The sequence below is a fragment of the Enterobacter sp. 22466 genome (genome assembly GCF_052044775.1).
Taxonomy (GTDB): domain Bacteria; phylum Pseudomonadota; class Gammaproteobacteria; order Enterobacterales; family Enterobacteriaceae; genus Enterobacter; species Enterobacter dissolvens.
The window spans coordinates 1144986-1157876 of the sequence record NZ_JBQENX010000001.1; the positions used below are offsets into that span (position 1 = coordinate 1144986).

Here is a 12891-nt window from a genome sequence, read left to right on the forward strand (position 1 = left end):
TTTTTATGCTTTATATCATGACGCCTTCGCTATGCAAATTCATAAAACCATCAAACCTATTTTCGTCTGTAAGTTTCAGTGTGTTGGGCCAGAGTGCTTAATGTCATGCTGTCGTGGCTGGACAATCAATATTGACAAGAAAACTCACCAGAAATATGTCCTGTCCTCGCACGCAGACATTGCCGCCATTGCCAAAGAGAATCTTATCCTTCAGCGAAAGGGTAAAAATAACTATTCCAGAGTGAAGCTCAACGAAAAAGGGGACTGCCCTTTTGTCGATGAAAACAAGCTCTGCATGGTTCATCGCGATTTAGGTGAAGAGGCGCTCTCTCATACCTGTAGCACCTACCCCAGGGGTTCAACTCGCTACCAGGATGAGACCCGGCATACGATGACGCTCTCTTGCCCGGAAGTGGTCCGGCGGGTGTTGTTTGACCCGGATGCGATGCTGCTTCAGGAGCAGGATGAACTGGTGGCGGGCTATAAAACCAACCTGATTGGGCAGCGCCAGTCTGCCTCGCAGACGCAGCAGGTGATCCATCTTTTTGCCTGGAATTTAATCCAGTCACCATCGCGTAATATTGAAGAAAATTTGATGGCGCTGGCGCAGTTTATTCTTTGCCTCCAGCACGTTAACTTTGATCTACATAATAAATTTGCTGAAGTGGAAAATTTCTACGAAGCGCTTCTCAATGAGCTGCAAAGCGGAAAATCGCTGATGGATTCCGGTCATCTGGCGAAGTCAAACGCAATGAAATATCTGGCGTTGTCCGTCATGGGCACAAACGTGGCGAAGGATTCGGCCCGGGATGGTTTCATTCTTGAAGGGCATCAGCTAATTGCCTCGTATCTGGATGTGGCCGGTATCAGCGACGCGGCGGAACTGGAGACAAAATTCGACGCGATTAATCAGCAGTGGCACAGATTGTGTGAGAATTCCTGTTTGTCTGAACCCTACGTATTACGTAATTATCTGTTGTACAAACTGTACAGCAGCTATTTCCCCGGCAAAAATATGGCCACCATCATGCGTCAGTTTTATCGTATCGTGCTGGACTTTTTCTATATCAAATGCATCCTCAGCGTAAGATCGATGCAGGACGAAATCGACCAACAGGTGGTAATGAAAACCATCGCCAGCCTCTCCGAAAAGACCATGCACAATACCACCATTGATGCCCGCATGGACTTTGCGATTGATAAAATCAATGGCGGCGATGATTTATCCTGCCTGTTGTTGATCGGATAAATGCCCGGTAGTTGGCCGGGTAAGCGCAGCGCCACCCGGCATTTTCTCAGACGTTCACCGCACTGATCAGCCGAGACTTCATGGACTGGTACGCCGATGCCGCAAAATCCTCAGCCCAGCGCTGATCCTCAATGGCTTCCAGCTGTACCGCGCAGTACTTCGTTTCCGGCGTTTTGGAGATGGGATCGAGGTTATCCTGCGTCAGTTCGTTGCAGGCGCCAATCCACCACTGATAGGTCATATAAACGGCCCCGGCGTTGATGCGTTCGCTGAGGCTGGCGCGGGTGATCACTTTACCGCGACGCGAACGCACCCAGACCAGTTGCCCGTCTGTAATGCCGAGTTTGTCCGCATCCGCCGGGTTCACTTGTACCCGACCCGGCTCGTCGGCCAGGCTTTGCAGCGCGGCGCAGTTACCGGTCATGGAGCGGCAGGAGTAATGACCTACCTCACGTACCGTGCACAGCACCAGAGGATAATCATCATCAGGTGTTTCCGCGGGCGCGCGCCAGGCGGCGGCAAACAGTTGACCCTTACCGGTGGGGGTGTCGAATTGGTTGCCTTTATAGAGGTACGGCGTGCCGGGGTGATCCAGCGTCGGACACGGCCACTGGACATGTCCCATTTCACCCATTTTTTCATACGTTACACCGTAGAACAGCGGGCATAGCTCGCGCATCTCATCCCAGATCTGTTGGTTGGTGTCGTAGTGCATTGGATAGCCCATTTCCGTCGCCAGCAGGCTGATGATCTCCCAGTCACGTTTCACGTTGCCGCTGGGCTCAATGGCTTTGCCAAAGCGCTGGAAGCCGCGATCGGCACAGGTAAAGACGCCGCCGTGCTCGCCCCAGGAGGTGGCGGGCAGCAGGACATCCGCCACTTCTGCCGTTTTGGTCATAAAGATGTCCTGAACCACCACAAAGTCGAGCGCTTCAAAGCCGCTGCGCACCAGACCGAGATCGGCCTCCGTCTGAAGCGGATCTTCCCCCATGATGTAATAAGCTTTGACCTTGTCTTCCAGGGCCAGATGCGGCACCTCGGTAATACGTGTGCCGACGCGATCGTCCATCGCCTTCACGTCAATTCCCCAGGCATCGGCAAACTTCTGCCTGACTGCCGGGTCCGTTACGTCCTGGTATCCCGGGAACATATTGGGCAGAACCCCCATGTCACAGGCACCCTGCACGTTATTCTGCCCGCGCACCGGCCCGACGCCGACGGCAGGGCGACCAAGGTTACCGGTCAGCAGCGCCAGGCTGGAAAGCCCTTTTACCACATCCACGGCCTGACCAAACTGCGTGACGCCCATTCCCCACATCACGGTGGCGGAGGGGGCCGCGGCGAAAGTGCGCATCGCCTGGCGGACATCGCGGGCGGGAATGCCGGTCAGATGTTCAACTTTCTCTGGCGCGTACGCTTTCACCGTCTGCCGGTAGGACTCAAGCCCTTCCGTGAAGCGCGCGACGTAGTTTTTGTCGTACAACTCCTCTTCCAGCAGCACATAGCCAAAGGCGTTGACCAGCGCCATATTGCTGCCGTTTTTCAGCTGCAGGTGTTGATCGGCAATGCGTGCGGTTTCAATCCGACGCGGATCGCAGACGATAATTTTCGCGCCATTCTCGCGGGCTTTCAGCACCCGGCGGGCGACGATAGGGTGAGAGTCAGCGCAGTTGTAACCGAAAACCAGCAGGCATTTTGAGTTTTCAATATCGTTAATGGAATTGCTCATCGCGCCGTTGCCCAGTGTTTCCTGTAAGCCAGCAACAGAAGGGCCGTGACAGACGCGCGCGCAGCAGTCCACGTTGTTGGTATGGAGCACCGCGCGGGCAAATTTTTGCATCACATAGTTGGTTTCATTGCCTGTACCCCGGGATGAGCCGGTGGTCATGATCGACCGTGGGCCGAACTGCGCTTTAATGCTCTTAAGCTTGTTGGCGGTATAACGAATGGCCTCGTCCCAGGTGACAGGGGTGAAGGGTTCGCCTTTGTGATACCGGATCATCGGCTGCGTAAGGCGAGGGGTGAGCAAGCGAGTGTCGTTGAGGAAGTCCCAACCGTAAAACCCTTTCAGACATAAGGTGCCCTGATTGGTCACGCCGTCTGCGGCTTCGGCACGGATGATACGGTTATTTTCAACAACAAGGTTTAATTTGCAGCCTGCACCACAGTAAGGGCAGACGCTGGCGATTTTTTTCATCAATAACAGACCTGTTAAGAAATGAAGCAAGATGATCGGATAGCCCGATCCCGTAAAGAGGGATAAGCAGGAAGCGTGCCATCTTTAGGAGGCGTGTATTGCAGGGTGTTATCGGGGAGGAGGGGTGTCATCGTCAGGCTGTTCGACAGTTATGACGATGACACGTTAGCAGTCTTTAAAGATCGTCCATTGTGTAACCCACAACAATTTCAAGCGTTTTGCGTATGACGTCCGCCTGAACCACGTCGTTGGTCGCTTCCAGCGTTTGTATCAGCCAGAGAATGATCGCTTTGTTGGTAAGGTGACCTTCCGTGGCCAGGACACAACGTACTGCAGTAGAAAAAATTGCGGACTCTTCAGCAAAACGATCGCCAGCGTGGCGGAAATACTCCGACAGGGCGCTATCAAGAAAAGCCGAATGAAATTCGGGTTGCAGCTGAATATTCTGTCTCATTTGTTCTCACCGTAGCTGTTAAGTTGCAGTCAATGTATTTTTTTGGGGTCGGACGGTATTCCACTTCCAAATAACGGCACTACATTGTCTCTGTTATCATTGAGAGATCCCTCTCTGATTGGTCGTCCTTGCGCGGTTCTTCGACGTATAAAGGCGCTGCTTTTTGAGCCGATGTCGGCAATCACCCTCGCCAGTGTCTCCCGCCGCCGGGGATCCTTTTCACGAACTTGCATTTTACGCAGACGCTGTACCAGAGAATCGGTTGTTAACGGCCCCCGCTCTTTCAGAAGGGAAAGCACGGCTTCACCAATCAACTGGTCTGTCAGTCTTTCTGCGTCACTGCGATTCATCTCGTTACCGTTCGAAGAGCAGGCCAAGCAGCATGTGGTAATGCTGTTCCTCTTCCGGGCCTTCGGCCTTTTCGAGGCGGCTTAAGAGTTTGGTGCAGAGCGACTTGCGGTTAAGGTTTCGCCCGTCGCTAAGTATTTCCACAACCACCTCACCCAGCGTTTCCTGTTGCGTAGGGAGAGCAGCTTTTTCGAAGTATTGCGCAATGGCGGCGGCTGAATCGGCGACATAACCGTTCTGGTTCATGTTTCGCTCCTGTAAAATTTAGTAATCACTAACGTTACATTTAAGGTATACACAATTTCTAAATCTGTACATTAAAAATGTACAGATTTTTGATGTTTTTATGATATATCTTATAAAGTCTTTATATTTCAATTTGTTGCGTGTCAGTGTTGTGACAGCATTGTGACAGGATATATTGTACAACTTATGATGTTGCGGTTAAGTTATACAACAGAAAAAAAACGGGGTCATACATTGCCTAAATCATTGAGATGTAAATTATTTGCCTGACAATTAATATGCTATAACAGAACTCTACCCACGTGTTTACGTGGCCAAACCCCTAACCCCCAGGAAAAGCATGCTGACAACCATCATATACCGCAGCCATATCTGCGATGACGTTCCGGTGAAAGCGCTGGAAAACATGGTCGCTGCTGCAAATAGTAAAAACCGACAATCCGATGTCACGGGGATCCTGCTGTTTAACGGCACGCATTTTTTCCAGTTACTCGAAGGGCCAGTAGACAACGTGACCGCCATTTATGAGCAGATCTGCCGCGACCCGCGTCATCACAATGTGGTGGAACTGATGCGCGATCACGGTCCTTCCCGACGGTTTGGCAACGTGGGTATGGAGCTCTTTGATTTACGTCAGTACGACAGGGACGATGTGCTCCAGCAGGTACTTGATAAGGGGACGACCCGGTACCAACTGACCTATAGCGATCGCCCCCTGCAATTCTTCCGCACGTTCGTTGAGGCGACAGAGAAAGCCAACTATTTTGAATTGCCGCCCGCTGACGCCTGGGATTTTATCCCCGAAGAGACGCCGTTATCCGCGCAACCGGCGGTGGTGGCAAAAGGGGCGGACTGCAGCTTTGCCTTTCAGCCGATCGTGGATCCGTTTATGCAGCAGGTGGTGTCCTGGGAGGCGTTGATCCGCACGCCATCGGGTGATTCACCACGGGCCTATTTTGCGGCGCTTCCGCGGGAAGCGGTGTACACGGCAGATTTGCAGAGCAAACAGGTTGCGCTGTCGATGGCCAGTGCACTGGGGTTACAGGACCAGACGCTGTCCATTAATCTGCTGCCCATGACGCTGGTCAATGTACCGGGTGCCGTCGATTTTCTGCTTACCGCCATTAATGCGAATGGCTTTGTGCCGGAGCAGATCGTGGTGGAGTTTACCGAGAGCGAAGCTATCTCCCGCTTCGATGAGTTTACCCATTCGGTACGACAGTTAAAAAGTGCAGGCATCAGCGTGACGATCGATCACTTTGGCGCCGGGTTTGCCGGGCTGCAGCTGCTGGCGCAGTTCCAGCCGGACAGAATTAAGATTAATCGCGATCTGGTTCTGGATGTGCATAAAAGCGGTCCGCGACAGGCCATCATTCAGGCGATCATCAAGTGCTGTTCCTCGCTGGAAATTCAGTTCTGCGCCGTGGGCGTGGAGAAGGCCGAGGAGTGGATGTGGCTGGAATCGGCAGGAATTTCCCAGTTTCAGGGGCATCTGTTTGCCAGCCCCCGACATGGCGGCATTCCGGCCATTGCGTGGCCCGAGAAAAATCCCGAATTGTGAGAAAGCTGTACATCGTGCGGCAGAGTTAACTGTACGTAAGGCAAAATTTAGACAACAATAGAGTAAACAGCGTGAGTGGTGAACAGGCCATTCACCTGTTGCAAACTGAGGTCTTCGTTATACAAATGGCTTGTACAATCTGATAAGGTTGCCGTGGTTAGGTATGGAAGTATTGAGCGTGAGGGAGTTAATGGCCTATTACAGTATCGGCGAAGTGGCCGAACGATGCGGTATCAACCCCGTTACGCTGCGTGCCTGGCAGCGCCGTTATGGTTTGTTGAAGCCGCAACGCAGCGAAGGGGGCCATCGTCAGTTCGACGATGAAGATATCCTGCGTATAGAAGAGATTAAGCGCCTGATGAAAACGGGCGTCTCGGTGGGTAAAGTCAAAGCCTTGCTGGAAAACAAGGAAGTGATGACCCAGGGTAACTGGGCCGCTTTCCAGGAAGAGATGATGACCGTTCTGCGTTATGCCAGCCCGGCAAAACTGCGCGCCAAAATAGGCGAGTTTCGCCGCGATCATGCGATGGATGCGCTGATTGATAACATCATTATCCCCGTACGACAGCGAATGAATCAGGATCAGAATACGGTGCGCCACATGGCGAGCCTGTTGGATGGCGTGCTGATTGAATTCGCCGTGGCAAGCCTGGCAGAATCGCGCAAAAAAGCCGGTAAAGATGCTTTGCTCGTTGGATGGGAATGTGACGACCGTACGCATCTGTGGCTTGAGGCCGCGCGCCTGACCAGCAAGGGCTGGCACATTGACGTGCTGGCGGAACCGATTGATTCACCGCGCCCGGAACTCTTCCCGGGGCAAAAAATCTTCGTCTGGACGGGGAAATCACTCACACCTCGTCAGCAGGAACAGCTCGATCACTGGCGTGAACAAGGTTTTGCTGTCTCATTTCATCTTTAATCATCAGAGGCCTTAAGGGCCTTTTTTTGTTTTTGTGGTTTTTCTGCGCAAAAGCTATCTCAAAAATAGGCATTTCCGATGCATATTTTATTTTTCCTCTCGCCCTCATAAGTCCCACTAGGAAATGCATTATTAATCAATGCATTGAACAAATACATCCATCTCTACTGCATCCTTGTACAGGGTCTATGCTTAATAAAACCAGGCAAAAAGGGCTATTTAGCCGAAAGCCCCTGCTGACAGAGGGTTGAAGTGATAATCGTTATCACTAACATGGTGTTATGCCCTGATGGCTTATCAGATGAGGTGGACCTATGGAACTGCATTCAGAAACCTTCAATCCTGCCGATTTCGCCTGGCGCGGCTTAACGCTGACGCCAGCGGCGGCGGCCCATATTCACGAGCTGGTGGCGAAAAAGCCCGAGATCCTTGGCGTGCGTTTAGGGGTCAAACAGACCGGCTGCGCTGGCTTCGGTTACGTGCTCGACACTGTCACCGAACCTGAGAAGGATGACCTGGTATTTGAAACGGACGGCGCAAAATTGTATGTCGCGCTTCAGGCCATGCCGTTTATCGACGGCACCGAAGTGGACTACGTGCGTGAAGGCTTAAACCAGTTATTCAAATTTCATAACCCGAAAGCGCAGAACGAATGCGGCTGCGGCGAAAGCTTTGGGGTATAGGCGGTACTATGTCTCGTAATACTGAAGCAACGAGTGATGTAAATACCTGGAGCGGCGGGCACCTCAATTATAAAGAGGGCTTCTTCACGCAGCTGCAGACCGATGAACTGGCAAAGGGCATCAATGAAGATGTCGTGCGGGCGATTTCGGCCAAACGTAACGAGCCAGAGTGGATGCTGGCGTTCCGCCTGAGCGCTTATCGGGCCTGGCTGGAGATGGAAGAGCCGCACTGGCTGAAAGCGCACTACGACAAGCTGAATTATCAGGATTACAGCTACTACTCAGCCCCTTCCTGCGGCAGCTGTGACGACACCTGCGCCTCCCAGCCCGGTGCGGTACAGCAAACCGGGGCGGATAACAGCTTCCTGAGTAAAGAAGTGGAAGAGGCGTTTAACCAGCTTGGCGTGCCGGTTCGCGAGGGGAAAGAGGTGGCGGTGGATGCCATTTTTGACTCCGTCTCGGTGGCGACCACCTACCGTGAGAAGCTGGCGGAGCAGGGGATCATTTTCTGCTCCTTTGGCGAAGCAATTCATGAGCACCCGGAACTGGTGAAAAAGTACATTGGCACCGTGGTGCCGTCTAACGATAACTTCTTTGCGGCGCTCAACGCGGCGGTGGCCTCTGATGGCACCTTTATCTACGTGCCGAAAGGGGTACGTTGCCCGATGGAGTTGTCGACCTATTTCCGTATCAACGCGGAAAAAACCGGCCAGTTCGAACGCACCATTCTGGTGGCGGACGAAGGCAGTTACGTCAGCTACATCGAAGGGTGTTCCGCTCCGGTACGCGACAGCTACCAGCTCCATGCCGCGGTGGTGGAAGTCATCATCCATAAAGATGCTGAAGTGAAATACTCTACGGTGCAAAACTGGTTCCCGGGCGATGGTAACACTGGCGGTATCCTTAACTTTGTCACCAAGCGCGCGCTGTGCGAGGGTGAAAACAGCAAGATGTCCTGGACGCAGTCCGAGACCGGCTCTGCCATTACCTGGAAGTACCCGAGTTGCATCCTGCGCGGGGATAACTCCATCGGCGAGTTTTACTCTGTGGCCCTCACCAGCGGCCATCAGCAGGCGGATACCGGCACCAAAATGATCCACATTGGTAAAAACACCAAATCAACCATCATCTCAAAAGGTATTTCTGCCGGGCACAGCCAGAACAGCTACCGCGGGCTGGTGAAAATCATGCCGACGGCCACCAATGCGCGAAACTTTACCCAGTGCGATTCAATGCTGATTGGCGCGGACTGCGGCGCGCATACCTTCCCGTATGTGGAGTGTCGCAACAACAGCGCCCAGCTTGAACATGAGGCGACAACATCGCGTATTGGGGAAGATCAGCTCTTCTACTGCCTGCAGCGCGGGATCAGTGAAGAAGATGCCATCTCAATGATCGTAAACGGCTTCTGTAAGGATGTGTTCTCTGAACTGCCGCTGGAATTTGCCGTTGAAGCCCAGAAACTCCTCGCCATCAGTCTTGAACACAGCGTCGGTTAAGGAAAGCACATGTTAAGCATTAAAGATTTACAGGTTAGCGTGGAAGATAAAGCCATCCTGCGTGGCCTCAATTTTGACGTCAGGCCAGGAGAGGTCCACGCCATCATGGGGCCAAACGGCTCCGGGAAAAGTACGCTTTCAGCGACGCTGGCGGGACGCGAAGATTACGAAGTGACCCACGGCTCGGTGGAGTTTAACGGCAAAGATTTGCTGGAGATGTCACCGGAAGATCGCGCCGGAGAGGGCATCTTTATGGCCTTCCAGTATCCGGTTGAAATTCCGGGCGTCAGTAATCAGTTCTTCCTGCAAACGGCGCTCAACGCGGTACGCAAATACCGTGGTCTGGAGGCGCTGGATCGCTTTGATTTCCAGGACCTGATGGAAGAGAAGATCAAATTGCTGAAAATGCCGGAAGACTTGCTCACCCGCTCGGTTAACGTCGGCTTCTCCGGCGGCGAGAAAAAGCGCAACGACATTCTGCAGATGGCGGTGCTTGAACCTGAGCTGTGCATTCTGGATGAGACCGATTCCGGTCTGGATATCGATGCCCTCAAGATTGTCGCCGACGGGGTGAATTCTCTGCGCGACGGCAAACGGTCATTCATTATCGTCACCCACTACCAGCGTATTCTTGACTACATCAAACCGGATTACGTCCACGTGCTTTACCAGGGGCGCATTGTGAAATCCGGTGATTTCACGCTGGTCAAACAACTGGAGGAGCAGGGTTATGGCTGGCTTACCGAACAGCAGTAATGCGCTCCAGCAGTGGCACCGCCTGTTTGAAGCTCAGGGGCAAACGCGTTCTGAGCAGGCACAACAGCACCTGCAACAGATGCTGCGCCTCGGTTTGCCCACGCGTAAACATGAAAACTGGAAATACACGCCGCTCGATGGCCTGATGAACGCTGAGTTCGTCTCGCGTCTGGCGGATATCAACCCGACGCAACGCGACGCACTGGCGCTGAATGTCGATGCCCTGCGCCTGGTATTTGTCGACGGCCAGTTCCGTGCGGAGCTGAGCGACAGCACCGAAGATAGCGGTTATACAATAACCATTGATGATGAGCGTCAGAGTCTGACGGCGCCCGTGCAGCCAGAAGTCTTTCTGCATCTTACCGAGAGCCTGGCGCAGAGCGTGACGCAGATTCACGTGAAGCGAAACCAGCGCCCGGCAAAACCGCTGCTGCTGATGCATATCACGCAGGGACTGGATGGCGACGAACTCAATACCGCGCATTATCGCCACCATCTGGCGCTGGCGGAGGGGGCGGAGGCCACGGTCATTGAACATTACGTCAGCCTCAACGACACCCGCCACTTTACCGGGGCGCGCCTGACGATGAACGTCGCCGCCAACGCTCAGTTGCACCATATCAAGCTGGCATTTGAGAATCCGCAGAGTCATCACTTTGCGCATAACGATATTCTGCTTGGGCAGGACGCAGCGGCATACAGCCACAGCTTCCTGCTGGGGGGCGCGGTACTGCGTCACAACACCAGCACGCAGCTCAACGGCGAGAACACCACGCTGCGCATCAACAGCCTGGCGATGCCGGTCAAATCGGAAGTGTGCGATACGCGTACCTGGCTTGAGCACAACAAAGGCTACTGCAACAGCCGCCAGCTGCACAAAACCATTGTCAGCGACAAAGGCCGCGCGGTGTTTAACGGTCTGATTAATGTGGCGCAACACGCCATTAAGACCGACGGGCAGATGACCAACAACAACCTGCTGCTGGGGCGTCTGGCAGAAGTGGACACCAAGCCGCAGCTGGAGATCTATGCTGACGACGTTAAATGCAGCCACGGCGCCACGGTCGGGCGCATTGATGACGAACAGATGTTCTATCTGCGCTCACGCGGTATCGACCAGCAGGCGGCACAGAAGATGATTATCTACGCCTTTGCCGCAGAGCTGACGGAGGCGCTGGACGATGGCCTGTTAAAACAGCAGGTGCTGGCTCGTATTGGTCAGCGGCTGCCTGGAGGCGAAGCATGAGTTTTCCCGTAGAGAAAGTACGGGCCGATTTTCCGGTTCTGACCCGTGAAGTAAACGGACTGCCATTGGCCTATCTCGACAGCGCGGCCAGCGCGCAGAAGCCGAACCAGGTGGTGGATGCCGAAGCGGAGTTCTACCGCCACGGTTACGCCGCCGTGCATCGCGGTATTCATACGCTGAGCGCAGAGGCGACCCAGCGTATGGAGAACGTCCGCACCCAGGTGGCCGCTTTTCTGAATGCGCGATCGCCGGAAGAGCTGGTGTTTGTGCGCGGCACGACGGAAGGGATCAACCTGGTTGCCAACAGCTGGGGCAATGCGCAGGTGCACGCTGGCGATAACATCATCATCACCGAGATGGAACACCACGCCAATATTGTGCCGTGGCAGATGCTCTGTGAGCGTGTTGGCGCCGAGCTACGGGTCATCCCGTTGCATCAGGAGGGAACGCTCCAGCTTGAGCACCTTGATGCCTTGCTGGACGACCGCACGCGGCTGGTCGCGGTTACTCAGGTTTCTAATGTGCTGGGCACCGAAAACCCGGTGGCAGAGATCGTTGAAAAAGCGCACCAGGCGGGAGCGAAAGTCCTGATTGACGGCGCTCAGGCGGTTATGCACCACCCGGTGGATGTTCAGGCGCTGGACTGCGACTTTTACGTCTTCTCCGGGCATAAGCTGTATGGGCCCACCGGGATCGGCGTGTTGTATGTGAAAGACGATATTCTGCAGGCCATGCCGCCGTGGGAAGGGGGCGGCTCGATGATCGCCACCGTCAGCCTGTCGGAAGGCACCACCTACGCGCGTGCGCCGTGGCGTTTTGAGGCTGGTACACCCAATACCGGCGGGATTATCGGGCTGGGGGCAGCGGTTTCTTACGTCTCCGCGATTGGCCTTGACGCAATTCAGGAGTACGAACAGCTGCTGATGCATTATGCGCTGCAGGAGCTTGCCAGCGTACCGGATCTTACTCTGTACGGCCCGGCAGACCGGCAGGGCGTGATCGCGTTCAACCTGGGAAAACACCATGCCTATGACGTGGGGAGTTTCCTTGATAACTATGGCGTGGCCGTGCGCACCGGACACCACTGTGCCATGCCGCTGATGGCATTTTACCAGGTCCCGGCAATGTGCCGCGCGTCGCTGGTGATGTACAACACAACGGAAGAGGTCGACAGGCTGGTGGCGGGGCTAAAACGCATTCACCAGTTGCTGGGCTAACGGAGAGGCAAACAATGGCAGAATTGCCGGATAAAGATAAATTGCTGCGTAACTTCGGGCGTTGCGCGAACTGGGAAGAAAAGTATCTCTATATTATTGAGCTGGGACAGCGTTTGCCGCCGCTCAGTGAAGAGGCGCATAACCCGGAGAATATTATTCAGGGCTGCCAGAGCCAGGTGTGGATCGTGATGGAGCAAAAGGGCGACGGTACGATTGAATTGCACGGCGACAGCGATGCCGCGATTGTGAAAGGGCTTATCGCCGTGGTCTTTATTCTGTACCACCAGATGTCTGCGCAGGATATTGTCGCCTTTGATGTGCGCCCGTGGTTTGAAAAAATGGCCCTGACCCAACACCTCACCCCGTCCCGCTCCCAGGGACTGGAAGCGATGATTCGCGCCATCCGCGCCAAAGCTGCAATCCTTAGCTAGACTTACAGGACAGCATTCATTCTGTTTCGCGAGGTGGTTCCCGCCTCGCTGGTTTTTCAGCTTTCTGGCGTTCTGTCAGTGAATA

General features: G+C 54.0%; 13 protein-coding genes. 9 read left to right on the top strand and 4 right to left on the bottom strand.

Features of this window, described 5'->3' with window-relative positions; translation table 11 throughout:
- Positions 1 to 31: 31 nt before the first annotated feature.
- Positions 32 to 1249: a flagellin lysine-N-methylase gene (gene fliB, locus ACTJJI_RS05575; protein ID WP_232943553.1), complete on the top strand. Its 1218-nt coding sequence runs from the start codon at positions 32 to 34 to the stop codon at positions 1247 to 1249.
- Between the two features lie 46 nt (positions 1250 to 1295).
- Here fliB and fdhF read toward each other — a convergent pair whose 3' ends face one another.
- The 4 genes from fdhF to ycgZ all read right to left on the bottom strand — a co-directional run bounded on the left by fdhF (position 1296) and on the right by ycgZ (position 4494).
- Entirely contained in the window at positions 1296 to 3446 is a 2151-nt protein-coding gene (gene fdhF / locus ACTJJI_RS05580) for a formate dehydrogenase subunit alpha (RefSeq protein ID WP_163280969.1), read from the bottom strand.
- A 175-nt stretch (positions 3447 to 3621) separates the two neighbouring features.
- Positions 3622 to 3900 carry a biofilm development regulator YmgB/AriR family protein gene (locus ACTJJI_RS05585; RefSeq protein WP_014831586.1) on the bottom strand — a complete coding sequence of 93 codons (279 nt, stop codon included), beginning with the start codon at positions 3898 to 3900 and terminating at the stop codon, positions 3622 to 3624.
- 29 nt (positions 3901 to 3929) lie between these two features.
- Positions 3930 to 4250 (bottom strand): hypothetical protein, encoded by a 321-nt coding sequence (locus ACTJJI_RS05590; RefSeq protein WP_071841843.1) that lies wholly within the window; start codon positions 4248 to 4250, stop codon positions 3930 to 3932.
- A gap of 4 nt (positions 4251 to 4254) precedes the next feature.
- Entirely contained in the window at positions 4255 to 4494 is a 240-nt protein-coding gene (gene ycgZ, locus ACTJJI_RS05595; RefSeq protein WP_046887882.1) for a regulatory protein YcgZ, read from the bottom strand.
- 340 nt (positions 4495 to 4834) lie between these two features.
- Between ycgZ and ACTJJI_RS05600 the strand changes: the two genes are divergently transcribed.
- The 8 genes from ACTJJI_RS05600 (at position 4835) to sufE (ending at position 12806) form a co-directional block, all read left to right on the top strand.
- Positions 4835 to 6055 (top strand): diguanylate phosphodiesterase, encoded by a 1221-nt coding sequence (locus tag ACTJJI_RS05600; protein ID WP_063426271.1) that lies wholly within the window; start codon positions 4835 to 4837, stop codon positions 6053 to 6055.
- Between the two features lie 190 nt (positions 6056 to 6245).
- A complete protein-coding gene (locus ACTJJI_RS05605; protein WP_014831589.1) occupies positions 6246 to 6974 on the top strand; it encodes a MerR family transcriptional regulator in 729 nt (242 codons plus the stop codon).
- 314 nt (positions 6975 to 7288) lie between these two features.
- Entirely contained in the window at positions 7289 to 7657 is a 369-nt protein-coding gene (gene sufA / locus ACTJJI_RS05610) for a Fe-S cluster assembly scaffold SufA (protein ID WP_008500631.1), read from the top strand.
- Positions 7658 to 7665: 8 nt separating this feature from the next.
- A complete protein-coding gene (gene sufB / locus ACTJJI_RS05615) occupies positions 7666 to 9156 on the top strand; it encodes a Fe-S cluster assembly protein SufB (RefSeq protein WP_014831591.1) in 1491 nt (496 codons plus the stop codon).
- Positions 9157 to 9165: 9 nt separating this feature from the next.
- Positions 9166 to 9912, top strand: a complete 747-nt coding sequence (gene sufC, locus ACTJJI_RS05620) for a Fe-S cluster assembly ATPase SufC (RefSeq protein ID WP_033145303.1) — start codon at positions 9166 to 9168, stop codon at positions 9910 to 9912.
- Positions 9887 to 11158, top strand: a complete 1272-nt coding sequence (sufD, locus tag ACTJJI_RS05625) for a Fe-S cluster assembly protein SufD (RefSeq protein ID WP_096928281.1) — start codon at positions 9887 to 9889, stop codon at positions 11156 to 11158. The genes sufC and sufD overlap by 26 nt, the downstream gene beginning before the upstream one ends.
- Positions 11155 to 12375 (top strand): cysteine desulfurase SufS, encoded by a 1221-nt coding sequence (sufS, locus tag ACTJJI_RS05630; protein ID WP_153906936.1) that lies wholly within the window; start codon positions 11155 to 11157, stop codon positions 12373 to 12375. Before sufD ends, sufS begins: the two co-directional genes overlap by 4 nt.
- Before the next feature lie 14 nt (positions 12376 to 12389).
- Positions 12390 to 12806, top strand: coding sequence for a cysteine desulfuration protein SufE (gene sufE, locus ACTJJI_RS05635; RefSeq protein WP_014831595.1), 417 nt, complete (start codon positions 12390 to 12392; stop codon positions 12804 to 12806).
- Positions 12807 to 12891: the final 85 nt, after the last annotated feature.

Bases quoted from the DNA above. Each gene is read 5' to 3' on its own strand.
- ACTJJI_RS05585 (WP_014831586.1), bottom strand. From the start codon at position 3,900: ATGAGACAGAATATTCAGCTGCAACCCGAATTTCATTCGGCTTTTCTT.
- ycgZ (WP_046887882.1), bottom strand. From the start codon at position 4,494: ATGAACCAGAACGGTTATGTCGCCGATTCAGCCGCCGCCATTGCGCAA.
- ACTJJI_RS05605 (WP_014831589.1), top strand. From the start codon at position 6,246: ATGGCCTATTACAGTATCGGCGAAGTGGCCGAACGATGCGGTATCAAC.
- sufD (WP_096928281.1), top strand. From the start codon at position 9,887: ATGGCTGGCTTACCGAACAGCAGTAATGCGCTCCAGCAGTGGCACCGC.
- ACTJJI_RS05590 (WP_071841843.1), bottom strand. From the start codon at position 4,250: ATGAATCGCAGTGACGCAGAAAGACTGACAGACCAGTTGATTGGTGAA.
- sufS (WP_153906936.1), top strand. From the start codon at position 11,155: ATGAGTTTTCCCGTAGAGAAAGTACGGGCCGATTTTCCGGTTCTGACC.
- ACTJJI_RS05600 (WP_063426271.1), top strand. From the start codon at position 4,835: ATGCTGACAACCATCATATACCGCAGCCATATCTGCGATGACGTTCCG.
- fdhF (WP_163280969.1), bottom strand. From the start codon at position 3,446: ATGAAAAAAATCGCCAGCGTCTGCCCTTACTGTGGTGCAGGCTGCAAA.
- sufA (WP_008500631.1), top strand. From the start codon at position 7,289: ATGGAACTGCATTCAGAAACCTTCAATCCTGCCGATTTCGCCTGGCGC.
- sufC (WP_033145303.1), top strand. From the start codon at position 9,166: ATGTTAAGCATTAAAGATTTACAGGTTAGCGTGGAAGATAAAGCCATC.
- sufE (WP_014831595.1), top strand. From the start codon at position 12,390: ATGGCAGAATTGCCGGATAAAGATAAATTGCTGCGTAACTTCGGGCGT.
- fliB (WP_232943553.1), top strand. From the start codon at position 32: ATGCAAATTCATAAAACCATCAAACCTATTTTCGTCTGTAAGTTTCAG.
- sufB (WP_014831591.1), top strand. From the start codon at position 7,666: ATGTCTCGTAATACTGAAGCAACGAGTGATGTAAATACCTGGAGCGGC.